The sequence below is a fragment of the Kitasatospora sp. NPDC001683 genome, from assembly GCF_053596495.1.
Genome location: NZ_JBSFGK010000002.1, coordinates 110,662 through 128,993, shown reverse-complemented (window position 1 = coordinate 128,993; position 18,332 = coordinate 110,662). Strand labels below are relative to the sequence as shown.

Sequence of the window (18,332 nt, the reverse complement as noted above, 5' to 3'; positions counted from 1 at the left end):
CTGAACCCAGTACCGCCGCACGGGATGCGGCGGTATGGGGGTGTGAGGGCGGTGTGGGGCGCATCACAGCTTTCGGGCCCGTTCGGGCTCCTACGATCGTGATCGCGGACGTCCGCCACGAGCCCGGCGCCCGCCCGGCACCCCCCGCGATCCGGCCCGAGGAGAAGCGCACCTTGACCACCCCCACCGCCGCGCCCGACAGCTACTACCAGCGCACCGGCGAGCACAGCTACAAGCCGACCGCCCACGCGCAGGGCGCCTGGCACCCCGACGAGCAGCACTTCAGCCCGGTGGGCGGCCTGATCGCCCACGCGATCGACCGCCACCGGGCCGACCGCCCCGCGGAGCGACCCGCCGACGGCCTCGCCCTGGCCCGGATCAGCTACGACATACTCGGTCTGATCGCTTTGGACGAGCTCGAGATCACCGTGGAGACCGTCCGCCCCGGCCGCACCATCGAGCTGGTGGAGGCGGTGGCCTCGGTCGGCGGCCGCGCCGTGGTCCGGGCCCGGGCCTGGTTCCTGGCCGAGCAGGACACCACCGCCGTCGCCGGCACCCACGACGAACGGCTGCCCGCGCCGGAGGAGTTCGAGCCGTGGGCGATGAGCGGGCCGTGGGGCGGCGGCTACATCGCCTCGATCGACGTCCGCCGCCGCTACACCGCCCCCGGCCGTGCCGCCGCCTGGATCGCCACGCCGCTGGAGCTGGTCGCGGGGGAGCCCAGCAGCCCGCACGCCTCCTTCATCGCCCTGGTCGACACCGCCAACGGCATCGCCGTGCGCCAGGAGCCCACCGAGTGGATGTTCCCCAACACCGATCTGACCATCCACTTCCACCGCCGCCCCGACGGACCGTGGACCGGTCTGGACACCAGCGTCAGCTTCGGCCCGTCCGGCCACGGCGTGACCAGCACCGTGCTGCACGACGTGCACGGGCCGGTCGGCCGGGCCGAGCAGATCCTCACCGTCCGCCCGCTGTCCGGAAGTTGACGGAACGAGCGGCGCCATCCCCGCCGGGGGCGGCGCCGCTCGTTCAGCGGCAGTGATTCAGCGACAGGGGCTCAGCCCGGCAGCGAGTCCATGAAGGAGCTCACCGAGAACACCGCCTTGCCCGGCCCGGCCGGACCGTAGCCGGGCGGGGAGGAGAGGCCGAACTCCTCCAGGGTGGCCCGGTAGGTCCGCAGCAACCGGATGTGGTACTCCAGCGGCGCGCCCTGCGGATTGGCCTTGCCCAGCGGGGTGGTGGGCTCGGGGCACCAGGTGGTGAAGCGCGGCACCACGCCGTGGGACATGAAGAAGCGCAGCCCCTCCCGGGTGGAGGCGATCGCCTCGTCGACCGTGGTGAAGCCGAAGGGCTCGGCCATCTCCACGCCCGCCACGAAGTTGGGGATCACGTTCTCCGGGCCGAACACCTCGGTGGAGTCGAGGATCCGGCGGTGCCACTCGTCCCGGCCGACGTAGCGCTCCTTGCCGGGGCAGTAGAGCTCGAACAGCCGCTTGTCCCACACCTCGAAGTTGGGGTGGTAGATCCGCACCCCGTAGTCGTGGAAGCGCTGGACGTCCTCGCGCGGCAGCGCCTGGGCGACCACCTTGCCGATCCAGCGGCCGGGGAAGCGCTCCTCGATGGCCTTGGCGTACTGGCCGTAGAAGTCGGCCTCGTCCCGCCCGCCGACCTGCGAGGTGATCGCGCCGCCGGTGAGGGTGTACGCCTGGGAGGCCCGGGCGGTGTCGTGCCGGTCGATCAGCTCCAGCGCCTCCAGCACCTCCTCGACCGGCTTGACCCCGGTGTACGGGCGGCCAGCGGCCTTGTGCTGGCGCCAGTTGTGGTTGATGTCGCAGTACTGGCACTCCTCCTTGGCGCCGAAGTACTGGCAGACCCGGAACACCGTGAGGTAGATCAGGTAACCCCACTGGATGGTCGGCGCGACCTCCATCACCGACTTCCCGTTCGCCAGGGTGTGCCGGTAGTAGTCGGGCATCGGCGGCAGGCCGACGTCGGCGATCCGCGCGCCGTCCAGGTAGAGGCCGAGCGTGCCGTCCTCGCCCGCGCGGACCCGGTACGGCGAGTCCGGGTTGACCCGCACCGACACCACCGTGCGGCGCAGCCCGTACGGCCCGCCGGTCAGCACGATCTCCTCCGGCGGCCGGTTCAGCGCGGCCGCGCCGAGCTCGGGCAGGGTGCGGTGGTCGAAGGAGAAGATGAAGTACGACTTCGGCTTGACCTCGCCGCCCCCGTCGGCGCCGGTGCTGCCGCTGAGGGCGGACTCGTCGAAGGCCATGCCGCCGCGCAACAGGTCCTCCTTGATCACCGCCTCGCGGGGTACGTCGGGGAAGCGCTCCATGAGGTCCTCGACGACTGCGGTCCGGCTGCGGGCCTGGCTCTCCATGCGCTGCTCTTCCTTCCTGGCCCCGTTCCACTCACGGCGCTGCGCCCATTCTTCTCCCCCTTACGCGGGTGGAGCGGACAGGCCCGCCCGGCGGAACAGGCCCGCCCGGCGGCCGGGGTCGGCCGCCGGGCGGGAGTCCTGGCGGGGAACCGGACGCGCTAGCCGCTCACGCCGAGCCGGGCGGCGGCGGTGCCGAGCCCGACCGGGCCGCGCAGCAGCCGGGCGGGCAGGGTGGTGCGGGTCGCGAAGTTCACAACGCGGCCCGTCGGAGCTGGGCACGGGTGAGGTTCACCGGGTTGACGCGACATGCGGGCAGGTCGGATCCGCCGGCTCGGGGCCGGAGTGCCCAGCGGCGGGGTGGACCGATGCATGACGGGAGCACGGTCAAACGCCGTCGGCATGAACGTTCACCCTATCGGGTGTAGAAGATCGTCCGTGGCGATCCGGAACGCGCTTTCGCGCCTACGGTTGGGAAGCGAGCGAGACGGGGCCCGCGGCGTGGAGTTCCCCTTCGCGGCGGGCGAGATGACGATCCGTCACATCATGCGATCCCTCTCAGAGGAGGCTCCATGCCCCTGCGCACCAGAACGGGCACAGCACCCGGGCCCGCCCCCGCCCCGGCGGTGGGCCCATGAGCTCCCCGGCGATCGAACGGATCCTGCGCGGGCCCACCGGACTGGGCACCGCCGGGCTGCAGTTGAGGCCGCAGATCCCGGCGCCAGAGACTCCTGGTCCGAACGTTCCGGCGCCGGCGCTCCAGGCACCGGATCTTCAGGCGCCGGCCGTCCAGGCACCGGAGGCCCCGGCCCCCGCGGTCGCGTCCCCCGAGGTCTCGGCCGCCGAGGCCGTGGTGACCGAGACCTCGGTGGTCGAGGTCGTGGCACTGGAGGCCCTCACGGCCAAGGCGGCGACGTTCGAGGCGGCGGTCCCGGACGTCCGGTTGCCCTCTCTCCCCGGTCCGTCCCTCCCGATTCCGTCCCTCGCGATTCCGTCCTTTCCGGGCCCGGCGGCCGTGGCCCCGGCCGCCGCCGCGGCGCCGAGCGGCGGTAAGCCGAAGCTCGGCGACCCGATCCCCGGTCTCTACCACCACCCGATCGCCGAGCCCGACCCGGTCCGGGTGGAGGCGCTCAGCCAGAGGATCAAGGCCTGGGCGATCGACGAGATCGAGCTCTACCCGCCGGAGTGGGAGAAGGACTTCGACGGGTTCTCGACCGGGCGCTACATGGTGGCCTGCCACCCCGACGCGCCGAGCGTCGACCACCTGATGCTCGCGGCCCGCCTGATGGTCGCCGAGAACGCGGTGGACGACTGCTACTGCGAGGACCTCGGCGGCTCGCCGATCGGCCTGGGCAGCCGCCTGCTGCTCGCCCACACCGCGCTGGACCCGCTGCACACCACCCCCGAGTACCACCCGGCCTGGGAGGCCTCGCTCTCCGAGGACGCGCCCCGGCGCTCGTACCGCTCCGCGATGGACTACTTCGTCCGCGCCTCCACGCCCTCCCAGGCGGACCGCTTCCGGCACGACATGGCGCGGCTGCACATGGGGTACCTGGCCGAGGCCGCCTGGGCCGAGACCGACCACGTCCCGGAGGTGTGGGAGTACCTGGCGATGCGCCAGTTCAACAACTTCCGCCCCTGCCCGACGATCACCGACGCCGTCGGCGGCTACGAGCTGCCCGCCGAGCTGCACGCGCTGCCCGCCATGCAGCGGGTGATCGCGCTGGCCGGCAACGCCACCACGATCGTCAACGACCTGTACTCGTACACCAAGGAGCTCGCCGGCCCCGGGCTCCACCTGAACCTGCCGGTGGTGATCTCCGAGCGCGAGGGCGTCTCGCGCAAGGAGGGTTACCTGAAGGCGGTCGAGGTCCACAACGACCTGATGCACGCCTTCGAGGCCGAGTCGGCCGCGCTGGCCCTCGCCTGTCCGGTACCGACCCTGGTGCGGTTCCTGCACGGGGTGGCCGCGTGGCTGGCCGGCAACCACTACTGGCACCAGACCAACACCCACCGGTACAGCCTGCCCGACTTCTGGTGATCCGCCAGGTCCGGAGGCCCGCTGACTCTCCGACGAACACCCTTTGATAATCCTGGAGTTGACCAATATGTCCCTGACCGACGACATCACCACCACGCTCGGCAGCGCCATCCCCGGCCCGGCGACTCCGTACCAGGGCGACATCGCGCGCTACTGGGACCACGAGGCACGCCCGGTCAACCTGCGCCTGGGCGACGTCGACGGCCTGTACCACCACCACTACGGCATCGGCGAGATCGACCAGGCGGCGATCGGCGACCCGGCCGACAGCGAGCGCGAGAAGAAGGTCATCGCCGAGCTGCACCGCCTGGAGTCCGCCCAGGCCGACGTCCTGCTCGACCACCTCGGCGACATCAGGGCCGAGCACACCCTGCTCGACGCGGGTTGCGGCCGCGGCGGCTCGATGGTCATGGCCCACCAGCGCTTCGGCTGCCGGGTCGAGGGCCTGACCCTCTCCACCCAGCAGGCCGACTTCGGCAACAAGCGCGCCGCCGAGCTGGGCATCGGCGAGTTCGTCCGATCCCGGGTCGCCAACATGCTGGACATGCCCCTGGAAAGCGGCTCGGTCGCCGGCTCCTGGAACAACGAGTCCAGCATGTACGTCGACCTGCACGACCTGTTCGCCGAGCACTCCCGGGTGCTGGCGGTCGGCGGCCGGTACGTGACCATCACCGGCTGCTGGAACCCGAAGTACGGCCAGCCGTCGAAGTGGGTCTCGCAGATCAACGCGCACTTCGAGTGCAACATCCACTCCCGCCGCGAGTACCTGCGGGCGATGGCCGACAACCGCCTGGTGCCGCAGGCCGTCATCGACCTCACCCCGGACACCCTGCCCTACTGGGAGCTGCGGAACACCACCTCGCTGGTCACCGGCATCGAGGAGGCGTTCATCGAGTCCTACAAGGACGGCTCCTTCCAGTACGTGCTGATCGCGGCCGACCGGGTCTGACCCGACACCGTCCCGGACGGACGGGCGGCCTCCCCGTACCCACGCGGGGAGGCCGCCCGTCGGCCGTCACACGGCGCGCCGTCCGCCGTCACTCCCTGCGGTGGCGGGTGAGGGTGAGGTGGGTGACGCCGCTCGGGCCGGTCACCACCTCGGTGTCGAAGCGCTGCTCCAGCCCTTCGAGTCCGGCCCAGAGCGACTCGCCCCGCCCGAGCACCACCGGCACCACGACCACGTGCAGGTGGTCGATCAGGTCGGCCTCCAGGAAGGCCCGGACGGTGCGCGGGCCGCCGCCGATCCGGACGTCCTTGCCACCGGCCGCCTCCCGGGCCCGCCGCAGGGCCTCCTGCGGGGTGGCGTCGATGAAGTGGAAGACCGTGCCGCCCGCCATCTCCAGGCTGGGGCGCGGGTGGTGGGTGAGCACGAAGACCGGGGTGTGGAACGGCGGGTTCGGCCCCCACCAGCCCTGCCAGTCCTCGTCCTGCCAAGGCCCGCGCTGTGGACCGAACTTGTTGCGGCCCATGATCTCCGCACCGATGTCGTCGCCCCAGGTGCGGGCCATCGCGTCGTCCACCCCGGTGTCGCCGCCCTCCTGGCCGTGCATCCGCCGGAAGGTGCGGGTGCCGAAGAACCAGCGGTGCAGCCGGTCGGTGGCGTGCCCGAAGGGGTTCTCCAGGCTCTGCCCCTCGCCGGTGCCGTAACCGTCGAGGGAGATCGAGAAGTTGTGGACCCGGACCAGGGACATGGTGCTGCCTCCACTGCTCTTCGCTGTCTGCGGCTGCTCGCGGGCCGTCCGCCACCGCTTCCGGCCGTCCGCTCGCGGGCCACGCTAGCGCCCGGCTCCGACATCCTGACGTTCCGTCACCGGCAGGTCGTGGCGGCCGTCCCATTCGGGGGAGGTCGGGACGGAGGTGAGGGAACCGTCACGCTATTGTCGTGCCTTCTTCACGAGGTGCACGCCCGGCCGGGCGATGCTGCCTCAGGCGGCGCGCACGGGCGGCCGCCGTGACCGACACCGGGGGGATCTTCCGATGACCGCACGCCGTTCGAACCCAGGCCGGACAGCCGTACGCCGCATGACCTCAGGCCGTACGGTCTCGGGCCGTACCCTGGCCGGCCTCCTGGCCGCAGGCCTGCTCACCACCGCGGCCGCCCTGCTGCCGACCGCGGCCCCGGCGGCCGCCGACACCGGCAGCGGCGACCTGCCGTTCGGCTCGGCGACCACCGTCGGCCTGCACAACACCTACGACCCGGCGGCCTACCAGTACCTCGCCCAGAGCCTGGACACCGGCACCGGCATGATCGAGCTGGACCTCTGGACCGACGTCATCACCCACGAGTGGAAGGTCAGCCACTCCAACCCACTCGGCAACTCCAACAACTGCACTGCCGCCGACACCCCGAGCCAGCTCTACGGCGGCGGCACCAACAAGAACCTGGAGCACTGCCTCGACGACATCCGGGTCTGGCTCGGCGCCCACCCGGGAGCCGGACCGCTGGTGGTCAAGCTGGAGCTGAAGGGCGGCTTCGCGGCCAACCTCGGGATGGGCCCGGACCAGCTGGACACACTGATCGCCGCCCACCTCGGCGACGCGGTGCTGCGCCCGGCCGACCTGCTGGCCAAGCCGGGCGGCGGCTCGTACGCCAGCGTCGACGAGGCGGTGCGGGCGGGCAACTGGCCGAGCCGCTCGGCCCTCGCCGGGCGGGTGCTGCTCTACGCGATCCCGGGGACGGTCGAGGAGAACAACCCCTTCGACACCCTGCACACCGACGTCGAGTACGGGCGGCACCTGCGCGACCTGGCCGCGGCCGGCCGGATCGGCCAGGCCCAGCTGTTCCCGGCCGTGCACGGCGCGGCGGCCGGCGACCCGCGCAGCAAGTACACCGGCTCGGACGCCGGGATCCGCCCCTGGTTCGTGGTCTTCGACGGCGACGCCGCCACCTACCTCAACGGCATCGACACCGCGTGGTTCGACCGTTCGCACTACCTGCTGGTGATGACGGACGCCCAGAACGTCGCGCCGCAGATCAGCGCCACCACCCCGACCGTCGACCAGGCGCGGGCCCGGACCGAGCAGCTGGCCCGGGCGCACGCCAGCATCGTGTCCAGCGACTGGCGCAAGCTCGCGGCGGTGCAGTCGCTGGTGCTGCCGCGCGGCTGACGCCCCGGGGCCCGTCGGGCCTCGAACCGGACGCCGGCCGCCCACCGCGCAGGGCGGCGGTCGGCGGCCGGCACGGTCCGATTCAAGCCGCCGCCCTCCGGGCCCCGGCCGCCGGAAGCGGCCTGCGCCGGCACTGCTAGGAGGAGGAGCGACTCTCCGGACCGAACCGGCCTGCGCCCTTCATCTGCTGCCCGACCTGACCTGCTGCCCGACCTGACCTGCTGACCGTCAGCGACCGAAATCACCCGGATGCTCGCGGTCGCCGCGGCCTACCGGCAGCTCGGTGTGGACGAACCCGCCTGACCACTCCGCTGGCTGACTGAAAGTCAGCCCGGCGGCGCTTCGAGGTCGTCGATCGGCACCGACCAGGAGGTGTGGTCCCGGTGGACTGGCAAATATGATCCATCCGGCGGGGGCTCGCCGGGCGATGTCGGAGTGGATTCCCGACGGCGCCACCGAACTCGTGACACGGGTTGGAGCCGACGGGCGGTAGGCGCCCGAACGGTACGGGCGGTTCCGGGGAACCGGGTCGGCTGTGGAGTGCTCCCGACCTACGGGGGTGGGTGGGAGCACCCGCTGTCGGCCTGTTGAGGCCTTGTCAGGAACCGGTCAGACGGACAGGCTGTGTGACCAGTTCAACCAACCCTCACTGACAAGCTGAACAACGGAGATCTGATGTCCCACGACATCGAAGCTCCGGTCGACCCCGATCGGCAGCAGATACGCCGCACCCGGCGGGTCATCCACGTGATGACCGCGGTGGCGGTCCTCCTCTCGGCCGCCCTCGGCGCCGAGGCGATGGCGGTTCCGCCCGCCGACGTCGCGCAGCCGCCCTCGACGGCCGACCAGGAGCACGGCATGCGGGCAGGCATGCCGTTCCAGGACCCGCCCGTCGCGGACGCCACCGGCGACGAGAACGTGACGATCACCCTGGACGCCACCCGCAGCCGGTTCGACGTCTCCGGGCGGGAGGTCTACGGCGCCTCCTACACCGGCTCGTACGTCGCCCCCACCCTCCACACGGCCCCGGGCTCGACCGTCACCGTCCACCTGGTCAACCACCTCCCGGTGGCCACCAACCTGCACTTCCACGGGCTGCACGTGTCCCCCGAGGGACAGTCCGACGACCCGTTCCTGTGCGTCGCGCCCGGCGCCGACACCACCTACCGGCTGGCGATCCCCGCGGACCACGCCCAGGGCACCTTCTGGTACCACAGCCACGCCATGGGCACCAGCTGCCCCGCGCCGGGAGCGCCGGGAACGTCGGGATCCTCGGACATGACCGGGATGACCGACATGACCGGTGACGTGGAGAACCAGATCTTCGCCGGCCTCTCCGGCGCCCTGATCATCGGCGACGACCGCACCCTGCTTCCGGCGGACCTGCGTAAGGTCACCGCGCACACCCTCGTGCTCAAGGACGTCCAGCTCGACCCGACCGGGCACATCCTGCAGAACACCGGCACGGCGTCGATCGACTCGAACAACCCGACCGTGCGCCTGGTCAACGGCCGGCTGCGGCCGGTGCTGTCGATGCGGCCGAACGAGACCCAGCTGTGGCGCCTGGTCAACGCCGGGGCCGACATCTTCTACCGGCTCCAGCTGGACGGCTACCGCTTCACCGTGGTGGGGGAGGACGGCAGCCCGGTCGCCCGGGTGACCACCGCGGACAACCTGCTGCTGCCCCCGGGCAAGCGCTACGACGTGCTGGTCACCGCCGGCCCCCGCCCGGCCAGGGCGACCCTGCGCACCCTCGCGTACAGCAACGGCCCCCAGGGCGACGCCTACCCCGACACCGAGCTGGCGACGATCAGGGTCACCGGGGCCCCGGTCCACCGACGTCCGGCCGTCACCGGCGCCATCCCGACCGCCCCCGCCGACCTCGCCGCGGAGCCCGTGGCCCAACGGCGCACCGTCGCCCTGTCGGAGAGCGACGACGGCAACACCTTCTACATCAACGGCCGGCAGTTCACGCCGGACAGCTCCATCTTCGACACCCCGGCGAAACTCGGCACCGTCGAGGAGTGGACCATCGTCAACCGTTCGGGCGAGGACCACCCCTTCCACCTCCACACCAACGCCTTCCAGGTGCTCTCCGTCAACGGCACCCCGCACCCCTACACGGGCCGCCAGGACACCGTCCCGGTACCGCACGCGGTCGACGGCGTCGCCGGCAAGGTGGTCATCCGGGTCGCCTTCGCCGACTACCCGGGCAGGTGGATGTTCCACTGCCACATCGCCGCCCACGAGGACCACGGCATGATGAGCTTCCTCAACGTGGTCCCGTAGACGGGGTCCGGCCTGCGGAAACACCCGCAGGCCTTACCGCGGAACCAACGGTTCCATCAAGGCTGGGGACCTGATCGACCATCCGGAGTCAGCAAAAGGGCACCCGGCCACGGCGTCGACCGGGGACTACTTTCCTGGCGAGGAGGACCGCGCGATGATCGTTCTGCCCGGCAGGTCGTAGCTCTCGCGTCGATCAAGTGCCTGATCAGGGGCTTGTCTCTGGTCAAGGACTAAGGGTCGTCCCGTAATTGATCTCGTTGGATTGGGGCTGGGTGATCCGCCTCAGGGTGGGCTTCGCCTACGCGGCCTGGAGAAGGTTGTGCAGGCGGCCGACGCCAAGCATGGCGTGGTGGACGCCGTCGCCCTTGAGACGGCAGTCGCGGAGGATCTTCCAGGTCTTCATCCGGGCGAAGACGTGCTCGACGCGGGCGCGGACCTGCTTGTGCTCGCGGTTGTGCTCGGCCTGCCACTCGGTGAGCTCGCCGCCGCGTGGCCGGCGGTGCGGGATGACCAGGCCGGTGCCCGGATAGCCGCCGTCGGCGATGGTCGTCGTCCGGCCGACGGCGGCCTTCGCGCCGGAATCCTCCCATGCCTTGCAATCATTTCGGTTGCCGGGCTGGGGCTTGCCGACAGCGACGACCAGCCGGGTACGGGCGTCGATGACGACCTGGTGGTTGGTGGAGTACCGGTAGTTCTTCGACTGCTCGGCGATCGTGCCGTCGACGATCAGCACGGTGTCCTTGCGGAACCGGCGCCGTGGATTGAGCGCGAGCAGGGGCCCGATGTGGTCGATGATCCGGCCGGCCGTCGACTTGGACACCCCGAACAGCGGCGCGAGCTGCCGCAGCGTCAGGTTCGTGCGCCAGTAGGCGGCGACCAGTAGAACCCGATCCTCCAACGGCAGGCTCCACGGTCGGCCCGGGCGCACCGTTTCGGCCCCCTCGCGGCGGAGCATCGTGATCAGCTGCTGGAAGTCGCGCGGGCCCAGCCCGCTGAACGGGAATATCCAGGACGGCTCCGACGCCGTGATCACACCAGCCACTCCAAGATCATGGCACTGGCATGGTCGGACCCGCGGGTCGGTCCATGCCTTCGTCACCCCTGGCGTGGTGCAGATCTGCCGACGCAGGCTGTGTCCGAACCTCAAAGCCTGACGGCTCAGGTGCCGGGCACGCGGGCAGCCAGGAGCGCGAGGAAACCGTCCAGCAGGGACCGGTCGGCGTCCGGCACCATGTAGTGGCGGAAAGCACCGCCCTCGGCGAACACAGTTGAGCGCACCCAGCCGAGCAACTCGAATCTGGCACGCAGGTAACCGCCTCCTGAGGCGACAACCTCGGCACCATCGGGTGACACCACGACAAGGTGGGTAGCGCCACATTTACACTCGAAGCACACCAGTGGGATCCCGCCCATTCCCGCGAGGCGTTGCAGGGCCGCCGGGTAGGCGATTTCACGGCCGGGGCACACCGCCACGCTCAGACGACTCGACATCCGCACAGCGTAGGGCCTCAACCTCCAAACGAGACATCCCTTTAAAACGGGACAGCCCTTAGCTAGCAGATCCACAGGTTTTGACACGTCCTGGCTGTCGCGGCGGTGCGGGACCAAGAGCACAGGACGCCCGCCGACCTGCGCCGACGTCGGCGCGCCGACGGCCCGTTCCCCAGTGCTCTGCTCATTCATCCGCGTCAGGACTTGCTCCGCGACTGCGAGTTCGTCCCGCTCGGCCCGCACCTTGACCAGCTGCTTGACCAGCTGTTCTTCCAGCCCGTCCAGTTCCGCGCGGCGCGCGGCGATCCGTTCCAGCGCCTCGGGGTCCACCATGCCCGGGAGCGTAGGAGCGGGGCCGGAACGGGCCGGAACCCGCGAAGACCTCCCTGCCCGACGATCTATGCGGCAGACTGCCGCGCGTTAGCAGCACGAGCACCCGGGCACGGAATCACACCAGGCCCGTGACCTGCCACTTCACGATGACACCGCTAACTGTCCGTAAGTGGTTCAAAATGCATCCCAATCGGGTGAGTTACGAACCATCACTACCCTGGCGACACGTCAGCCCAGTAGGCTCGAAATCAGACCATTGACCAGCGCAGATGGAGAACCGCGACTGGAGTACCCCGCGCTTCGCAGTGGAGGCCGCGAATGGCCCGCTCGCGATCGATGCGAGCGGGCTCATCCACGTGTCTCACAGTTCGTCGGGCAGCTTGCCGATCAGCCAGCGGACGCTGTTGTCACCGCCGAGTTGGGGAAAGTGGACCATGGCGGCGTCGCACAGGTCCATGAGGTGCTTCTTCTTCCCGGTCTCGGGCAGTTCGTGGAACTCGAAGGTCGGACCAGCATTCGTGATGACGGCCGGGCCAGGACCCATGGTGGCGGCCGCGTCAGCACGCACGGTCGGGCCCAGGCGCGTGCCGCTCGACTGGTCGATGTCGGCCCGGGTGGCGACCATGGTCTGCGCCACCGTCACCAGGATGCCCTGCATCGCCGAGATGAAGGTGCGCTCGTAGTGGTAGCGCGGGTTGTCCTGCCCCGGGGTCACGTCCTCGCGCGAGGACGTGTAGACCATGTCGATCATGTACAGCACGTAGGAGTACACCGCGTTGAAGAGGGTGTTGATGCTGCGGACCCTCTCATCGTCGCGGTAGATCTCTGCTGTCGGGTTGGTGGGCAGTGGCCAGACCGGGCCGATCGGTTCGACGCCGTCCGCGATGCGCTTGAACTTGATGTAGTGCGGCATCTCGTCCAGGCCGGGAACGGGCTTCAGCGGGTCGATGGGGACGGTGAGCATGTCGGGCGAGGCTCCCTCGCCCTGCTCGACGATGGTCTTCAGAGCCTCCTGGGCGGTCTCCAGGTCCTTGATCGCGACCGGCTCGCCGCCGCCGTCCTTGTTCCAGTAGGCCGTGATGTATTGGAGGTACGGCTTGTTCTGCTTCCAGAGGTCGGGCGTCGTGTCATTGAGGGTCTTGAGCCCCTTGCCGACGGCCGCATAGAACTCGCCGATGGTGGCGTACCACCCGTCGGGCACCGCTCCCGCGCCGATGGCCGGCGAGGGCAGCTCGAACTCCATGAAGACGTCCCGGACCAGTTCCCTGGTGCACGGGCCCAGGTCGAGGACGAGCGGTGGCCAGCGGTGCAACATGTACGACGGGTACGTCGGTGCGAAGTCCTTCCTGTAGAAGCTGATCTCGTCGCCCTTGCCCAGGGCCACGAGAAGGTTGCGGACGAGGCACAGGTGCAGCATCTCCTCCACGACGATGCTGCGGATCAGCCGGAAGGCTCCCATCCCGGGGTCCCACTGGGAGTAGCCGCGCGAGGCGATGGAGAAGGACGGGTAGAGGTACATGGGGATGGTGGACATCTCCAGGTAGGCGGCCTGCTTCAGGTGCTTGACCAGGTCGTCCAGCGTCTCGATGGGCCTCCTGGGGTCGACCTTCGTCTCCGGGTGCGTGAGGATGAGGGGGGTGGCGGCCTCGCGTGGAGCGGTGACGGTCATGGTGTTCGTCTCCTGGATTCGGGGGCTGGGGGAGTGGTGTCGGGCAGCAGCCATCCGTCGGCCGTCCACCGGTGGAGAAGGCGCGTGGTTCCCGCCTCGTCCAGGCCCGCTGCGGCGGCTGCCGCACGGACCGGCCTGCCTTCCCGGAGGAGGGTCAGGAACTGGTGTGCTGCCCGGTCCAGTTCGGTGGCGGTGACGATGTAGTTCCGGCGTGACAGCGCGAGCCGCACCGGCCTCGGCGCCGGGGGCGCGGGATCGAGGCCCCGGCGGACGGCTGCCGCGTAGGTGTGCACGGGCGCGCTCAGGGTCAACAGCCGCAGGCAGGGCGCCGGGCTGACCTCGCCGGGTGGAACCGCGTAGCTGTCGGGCACGGCCTCGGCACCGGGGCCGTCGTACACCTCGGCGAACGCCCGCTCGTAGCGCGCGAGATCGATGACCACGTCGATCCACGCCTCGCGCCGGTCGGCCGGCCGCTCCCGGTCGGGGCGGTGATCGGCGAGGAAATAGGCGAAGTGCCGGTCGAGTTCGAAGAGGGTGTAGGAACGGGAGGGGCGGGCGTCCAGGTAGTCCACGGCGAAGTCGTCGAAGACCTCCTCGCCGAGCAGCGCCCGCAGGCCCGGGTGGAGCCCGCGCATCGCCTCCAGCAGCCGCAGCCGGTAGCCGTGCCGGTAGACGTCCAGGCACTGTGCGGGAGTCAGCCGGGCCGCCGGCGCCAGCAACTGCGCGCGTTGTCCCTCCCGCGGGCCGAGGATCGCCTGCTGGAGCCAGCGCTGTGCCTCGTCCAAGCCGGGCGCGCTAGCCACGGCCCACCGGGACCGCAGCCGCGTTCTTGATGTACGGACGAGCCTTGTCCAGTTCTGCGAGCAGGTCGGGCAGCGGCGGGATGCGGTCGTCCCATTCGAGCAGGGTGGGCACCGGTCCGGTGAGGGAGGTCGCCAGCTCGTAGAGCTGCCAGACCGGTTCTGCCACGGGCTGGTCGTGGGTGTCGATGATGTGGGTGTCGAGGTGAGTGTGGCCTGCGAGGTGGATCTGCACGATCCGGTCGGCCGGCAGTGCGCGCACGTACTCCTCGGGGTCGAAGCCGTGGTTGACGGCGGAGACGTAGACGTTGTTGACGTCGAGCAGCAGGCCGCAGCCGGAGTCCGCGGCCAGGCGGGCGATGAACTCCCACTCGGGCATGGCGGCGCCGGCGAACGTCGCGTACGTGCTCGGGTTCTCCAGCACCAGTGGCCGTTCCAGCACGTCCTGGACGGTGCGGACCCGGCGCACCAGGTGGGCGAGCGCTTCCTCGGTGAAGGGCACCGGCAGCAGGTCGTGCGTGTTGACTCCGGTCACGCCGGTCCAGCAGACGTGGTCGGAGACCCAGCGGGCTTTCGTGGCGTCGGCCAGGCGGCGCAGCCGCTCCAGGTACCCGAGGTCGAGCGGGTCGGTGCTGCCGATGGACAGCGAGACGCCGTGCATGACGATCGGGTAGCGCTCGGCGATCCGGTCCAGGGCGTGACGCGGGTAGCCGCCGGAGTCCATGAAGTTCTCGGAGATGATCTCGAACCAGCCCACCTCCGGCCAGGTGTCCAGCACCTGGGCCAGATGGGGGAACCGAAGTCCCAGCCCGAGGCCCAGGCCGGACGATCGGGGAACCGGCGACGTGTCCGGCATGCGGCGTGCGGTCACGAGTCGGACGGCCTCTGGGGGCCGGCCGGTGTCTCGTAGCTGGGAACGAGGGCGTCCGGGTAGCCCTCGCCGGGAGCGGGGCCGAAGGGGACGCCGGCCTCGAACATGCGCTGCTCGAAGATCTTGCGGGCCCGCTTCCAGACGCTGGTCCCGCGGTAGGGACCGGCCGCGTGCACCCGGCTCTCGTTGATCGGGCTGGCGCAGCTGCCGTTCCAACGGCAGTTCTGGTCACCGGGTTTGGCCTGCTCGGCGTCGGACCCGGAGTAGCCGCAGCCGCCCTGCTGGCGGCACTCGTTGGCGCCGTGGCAGACGTGGAAGACAGTGGCGCAGTGCCCCATGCCCGCCATCTCCCCCGTCTTGCCGACCCCGTGGCCCTTGCAGGCGTTCAGGCCCATGCACACGTGCAGCTCGACCGCCTCCTGTAGTTCGGCCGGCGGGATGCGGAGCGGGCCCGCCTCCGCGGCCTCCAGGCGCCTCTGCTGACCGGCATCGCCGCCGAGCAGCAGCGGGGCGATGTCCTCCATATTGGCGAGGCGGCGGTGTCCGTTGCCTTGCTGTTCGGGTTCCATGACGTTCTCCTCGTGAGTCGCGCACAGTGGCCCCACCACCGAGTGGTGCGTAGGCAAAACAACAGCATCGATCACGTTGTGCAATCTTTCAAACGCGGAGGGTCTCGATCTGGGGGTGTGGCGGCCCATGCCCGGCGCGCATCAGCGGCCGAGCGCCGCCCGATCGGGCGACCGCCCCGCGCCTGGTCGCCGAAGCCTGTGAACTGCCAGAAGATCGGCAGCTTGGCCGCCTCGCACAGGCAGGCCTCCGCCGCGCGCTTGCTGATCGGTCCGCCGTCCGTCTGGACCACGACGAAGGCCGGCGCCGTGGAGCCGCTCTCCCGGCAGTGCCGGACCACCGCGTCCATCGCCGTGTGGTAGCTGGTCTTTCCCATGTGGCCGAGGCCCGCGACGATCCGGTCGATCCAGCCCTCGTGGTGTTCCAGCTCGATCTTCTCCTGGGCGTCGACCTCGGTGGAGAAGACGACCGGCACGCTGCCGTCGTCGTCCAGGTGGGCGGAGAGGCCCAGGACCTGGTCGGCGAGCGTCTGGACGCTGCCGTCCTTGTAGTACGGCCTCATCGACCCGAAAGGGGCGCGGTTCAACCGACGCCGACATGGGCGGCGTCCCTAGCGGGGAGTTCCTGGTGCTGCACCGGGACAGCCTGTCAAGGACGGCCGGGTGTACGGCCGGGGCTCCGCCGACGACAAGTCCGGGATCATCATGCACCTCGGCGCCCTCCGAACGTTCACCACGATGCCGCCCGTCCATCTGAAGATCGTCTTGGAGGGCGAGGAGGAGGCAGGGGACAGCCTGGAGGAATACGTCAGACATAACCCCGACCTCTTCAAAGCCGACGTTCTCGTCATCGCGGACACCGGGAACTACGAGCTCGGCAAGCCGACGTTCACCACGAGTCTGCGCGGTCTGGTCGCAGCGGACGTCACCGTCCGCACCCTCAACTCGCCCGTGCACAGCGGCGAGTACGGCGGTCCGACGCCCGACGCCTTCATGGCGCTGATCCACCTCCTGAACCAGGTGCAGAACCCGGCGGGCGACGTCGTGGTGCCTGATCTGCTCCAGGCGGCGTGGCAGGGTCACGAGCCCGACGAACAAAAGTTCCGCGAACAGGCCGGGGTGAAGGCCGGGGTGCACCTCATCGGCACGGGCTTGCTCGGCAGCCGCCTGTTCGGCAAGCCGTCGGTCAACGTGGTTGGGCTCGACGGCCCTCCAACGATCGATGGTTCCATCAACCAGCTCACGGCGACGGCCACGCCCCCTGGTCACCCAGCTCCAGCAGGTCAACCCGGATTCCACGGTGCTGCTGATCGGCTGCGAAGAGCCGCTGTGCCGCATTCACTCCTTCCCCGAGAGCGTCGACATCACCGAACTGCACAAGATGACCCTTGCCGAGAGCTATCTTCTGATGTTCCTGGGCGACCGGAAGACAACGGCCGAGGTCGAGGCCATGATTATGGCCTCGAAGGCTGTGCCGGGGCGGAATGTAGGAGGCCAGGGCCTCGAAGGCGGATCACGGTCCAGTACCAATGTCGTTCGGTTCGGCCGTCGGCCGGATCTGCGGACGGCCCCGGAACCGCCGAAGCCCGCTTCGTGGTGAAACAGCCAGGTCCGCCGGGCTGTTCGGCACCGCGGCTGCGTGCCGTCGACCAGCAGACCGCGCCCGCCGGCGCGCGGCCAGGACGGCGGCCTTCGGTCGCTTCCCCAGGGCCTGGAGTCAGACGGCGTGCGGTCCATGGTGAGGTGGGCCGGGTTTGTGCGGTAGCCGCGAAGGGGGAGCGCGATGACGGCGTCATGCCTGTCGTCGTAGACGCACGCGCAGCAGTCGTGGTGGTCCCGGTCGCGGACATGGGCAAGGGGTGCCGTGTCCTGAGGCAGATGGATGGGCCCACCCGCAGTGAGGCTCACTGCTGCCGGTCTCGAACCTGACCAACCTGCTGGCCTTCACGGCCAGGGCCTGAGCTTCACCCGTTTCGCCGCGCCGATGACGCTGCCGTGGCTGGTCGCGATCGGGGCCGAGTACGCACCTGTTCCACCGCTTCCTCGCCACCGATCTGGACGCGGGGCTGCCGACCCCCGCGGCCGCATGAGCCGGCCGGGATGACGGCGTTCGCCCTGGTTACGGTCGGCGGCACGCTGGCCGGATTCGCGCTCGCCTCCGCGCTCGGCGTGGACCGGCCTGGGCTGCTGCGGCCGGTGCCCTGGTGCTCGCGGTCCGCGCCCTCGCCCAGCGACGCACCACCACGGTGGAGGCTCTGGCCGAGGCAGGCGATGATGCTGCGGGGTGCGAGGCGCCGGCGGTAGCGGTGCCGGTCGCGCGGTCGGCGTCGGTCCGCCGGTCGAAGTGCCGCTGTGGCGTGAGGGGTTGGGGGATGAGGTGCTCCCGCCCGAGTGCGCGCGGATCGTGGCCTTGGTCGAGCGGGACGCGGCCGGTGGTGGGGAGGGGGTGAGGGCTCGGGCGATGCGGGAGGATCTGGGCTGGCCTGCGAGTGACGCGAGGGAGCAAGCAGCGCGGTTTCGGGCGAAGCGGTTGGGGGGCTGGTTGACCGAGGTGAGGCCGGGGCTGCGCGATCGGCTTGCCGGTCTCGGTCACGATCCGGACAGCCCCCTCACGGAACTCCGCGTCGAACTTCCGTCTCTTCTTCGCCATGACTCCCAACCTCCCCTGCAGTCACGGCTTCTACGCTACGGGGAGGGTCAACACGGTTTTCTCCGAAGACGGCAACCTTTCGTGCCGCGGCGGCAACCACGGATCGCAGTCTCTCCTCATGAAAGGACCTG

At 70.3% G+C, this 18,332-nt stretch carries 13 protein-coding genes and 3 pseudogenes; 7 read left to right on the top strand and 9 right to left on the bottom strand.

Annotation, left to right across the window (positions count from 1 at the left end):
* Positions 1–173 precede the first annotated feature (173 nt).
* The gene (locus ACWCYO_RS01580) at positions 174–989 is read left to right on the top strand and encodes a thioesterase family protein (protein ID WP_449782996.1); all 816 of its coding nucleotides are present in this window, start codon (positions 174–176) and stop codon (positions 987–989) included.
* Positions 990–1,060: 71 nt separating this feature from the next.
* Here ACWCYO_RS01580 and ACWCYO_RS01575 read toward each other — a convergent pair whose 3' ends face one another.
* Entirely contained in the window at positions 1,061–2,386 is a 1,326-nt protein-coding gene (locus ACWCYO_RS01575) for a radical SAM protein (protein ID WP_449782995.1), read from the bottom strand.
* Between the two features lie 631 nt (positions 2,387–3,017).
* Here ACWCYO_RS01575 and ACWCYO_RS01570 point away from each other — a divergent pair.
* Together ACWCYO_RS01570 and ACWCYO_RS01565 are read left to right on the top strand one after the other, a co-directional pair.
* On the top strand, positions 3,018–4,424 hold the full coding sequence (locus tag ACWCYO_RS01570) for a family 2 encapsulin nanocompartment cargo protein terpene cyclase (protein WP_449782994.1): 1,407 nt from the start codon (positions 3,018–3,020) through the stop codon (positions 4,422–4,424).
* 67 nt (positions 4,425–4,491) lie between these two features.
* The gene (locus tag ACWCYO_RS01565; RefSeq protein ID WP_449783041.1) at positions 4,492–5,373 is read left to right on the top strand and encodes a geranyl diphosphate 2-C-methyltransferase; all 882 of its coding nucleotides are present in this window, start codon (positions 4,492–4,494) and stop codon (positions 5,371–5,373) included.
* A gap of 88 nt (positions 5,374–5,461) precedes the next feature.
* Here the strand turns inward: ACWCYO_RS01565 and ACWCYO_RS01560 are convergent, their stop codons facing one another.
* Complete coding sequence (locus ACWCYO_RS01560) at positions 5,462–6,115, bottom strand: dihydrofolate reductase family protein (protein WP_449782993.1); 654 nt, start codon at positions 6,113–6,115, stop codon at positions 5,462–5,464.
* Positions 6,116–6,446: 331 nt separating this feature from the next.
* Between ACWCYO_RS01560 and ACWCYO_RS01555 the strand changes: the two genes are divergently transcribed.
* A complete protein-coding gene (locus ACWCYO_RS01555) occupies positions 6,447–7,532 on the top strand; it encodes a phosphatidylinositol-specific phospholipase C domain-containing protein (RefSeq protein ID WP_449782992.1) in 1,086 nt (361 codons plus the stop codon).
* Positions 7,533–8,207: 675 nt separating this feature from the next.
* Positions 8,208–9,821, top strand: a complete 1,614-nt coding sequence (locus ACWCYO_RS01550) for a multicopper oxidase family protein (protein ID WP_449782991.1) — start codon at positions 8,208–8,210, stop codon at positions 9,819–9,821.
* A 298-nt stretch (positions 9,822–10,119) separates the two neighbouring features.
* On the opposite strand, the gene ACWCYO_RS01545 is transcribed toward ACWCYO_RS01550, so the two are convergent.
* From ACWCYO_RS01545 to ACWCYO_RS01515, 7 genes and pseudogenes are all read right to left on the bottom strand, one after another.
* On the bottom strand, positions 10,120–10,863 hold the full coding sequence (locus ACWCYO_RS01545) for a transposase (RefSeq protein ID WP_449782990.1): 744 nt from the start codon (positions 10,861–10,863) through the stop codon (positions 10,120–10,122).
* Positions 10,864–10,979: 116 nt separating this feature from the next.
* Complete coding sequence (locus tag ACWCYO_RS01540) at positions 10,980–11,645, bottom strand: hypothetical protein (RefSeq protein ID WP_270140530.1); 666 nt, start codon at positions 11,643–11,645, stop codon at positions 10,980–10,982.
* Between the two features lie 361 nt (positions 11,646–12,006).
* Complete coding sequence (locus tag ACWCYO_RS01535) at positions 12,007–13,314, bottom strand: ferritin-like domain-containing protein (RefSeq protein WP_270140528.1); 1,308 nt, start codon at positions 13,312–13,314, stop codon at positions 12,007–12,009.
* Positions 13,311–14,099, bottom strand: coding sequence for an HvfC/BufC family peptide modification chaperone (locus ACWCYO_RS01530; RefSeq protein ID WP_449782989.1), 789 nt, complete (start codon positions 14,097–14,099; stop codon positions 13,311–13,313). Before ACWCYO_RS01530 ends, ACWCYO_RS01535 begins: the two co-directional genes overlap by 4 nt.
* Positions 14,100–14,109: 10 nt before the next feature.
* On the bottom strand, positions 14,110–14,970 hold the full coding sequence (gene bufB / locus ACWCYO_RS01525) for an MNIO family bufferin maturase (protein WP_449782988.1): 861 nt from the start codon (positions 14,968–14,970) through the stop codon (positions 14,110–14,112).
* A gap of 11 nt (positions 14,971–14,981) precedes the next feature.
* Positions 14,982–15,554 carry a hypothetical protein gene (locus tag ACWCYO_RS01520; RefSeq protein ID WP_270140522.1) on the bottom strand — a complete coding sequence of 191 codons (573 nt, stop codon included), beginning with the start codon at positions 15,552–15,554 and terminating at the stop codon, positions 14,982–14,984.
* A gap of 185 nt (positions 15,555–15,739) precedes the next feature.
* Positions 15,740–16,120, bottom strand: a pseudogene (locus ACWCYO_RS01515) (VWA domain-containing protein); the annotation flags it as partial.
* Between the two features lie 82 nt (positions 16,121–16,202).
* On the opposite strand from ACWCYO_RS01515, the pseudogene ACWCYO_RS01510 reads away from it, so the two are divergent.
* Together ACWCYO_RS01510 and ACWCYO_RS01505 are read left to right on the top strand one after the other, a co-directional pair.
* Positions 16,203–17,480: pseudogene (locus ACWCYO_RS01510) on the top strand (M20/M25/M40 family metallo-hydrolase); the annotation flags it as partial.
* A pseudogene (locus ACWCYO_RS01505) lies at positions 17,459–17,809 on the top strand (arsenic transporter); the annotation flags it as partial. The pseudogenes ACWCYO_RS01510 and ACWCYO_RS01505, both read left to right, overlap by 22 nt.
* Between the last annotated feature and the right edge of the window lie 523 nt (positions 17,810–18,332).

Excerpts from the sequence above, each read along its gene's own strand:
- bufB (WP_449782988.1), bottom strand. The coding sequence starts at position 14,970 with ATGCCGGACACGTCGCCGGTTCCCCGATCGTCCGGCCTGGGCCTCGGG.
- ACWCYO_RS01535 (WP_270140528.1), bottom strand. The coding sequence starts at position 13,314 with ATGACCGTCACCGCTCCACGCGAGGCCGCCACCCCCCTCATCCTCACG.
- ACWCYO_RS01575 (WP_449782995.1), bottom strand. The coding sequence starts at position 2,386 with ATGGAGAGCCAGGCCCGCAGCCGGACCGCAGTCGTCGAGGACCTCATG.
- ACWCYO_RS01520 (WP_270140522.1), bottom strand. The coding sequence starts at position 15,554 with ATGGAACCCGAACAGCAAGGCAACGGACACCGCCGCCTCGCCAATATG.
- ACWCYO_RS01550 (WP_449782991.1), top strand. The coding sequence starts at position 8,208 with ATGTCCCACGACATCGAAGCTCCGGTCGACCCCGATCGGCAGCAGATA.
- ACWCYO_RS01565 (WP_449783041.1), top strand. The coding sequence starts at position 4,492 with ATGTCCCTGACCGACGACATCACCACCACGCTCGGCAGCGCCATCCCC.
- ACWCYO_RS01570 (WP_449782994.1), top strand. The coding sequence starts at position 3,018 with ATGAGCTCCCCGGCGATCGAACGGATCCTGCGCGGGCCCACCGGACTG.
- ACWCYO_RS01560 (WP_449782993.1), bottom strand. The coding sequence starts at position 6,115 with ATGTCCCTGGTCCGGGTCCACAACTTCTCGATCTCCCTCGACGGTTAC.
- ACWCYO_RS01555 (WP_449782992.1), top strand. The coding sequence starts at position 6,447 with ATGACCTCAGGCCGTACGGTCTCGGGCCGTACCCTGGCCGGCCTCCTG.
- ACWCYO_RS01540 (WP_270140530.1), bottom strand. The coding sequence starts at position 11,645 with ATGGTGGACCCCGAGGCGCTGGAACGGATCGCCGCGCGCCGCGCGGAA.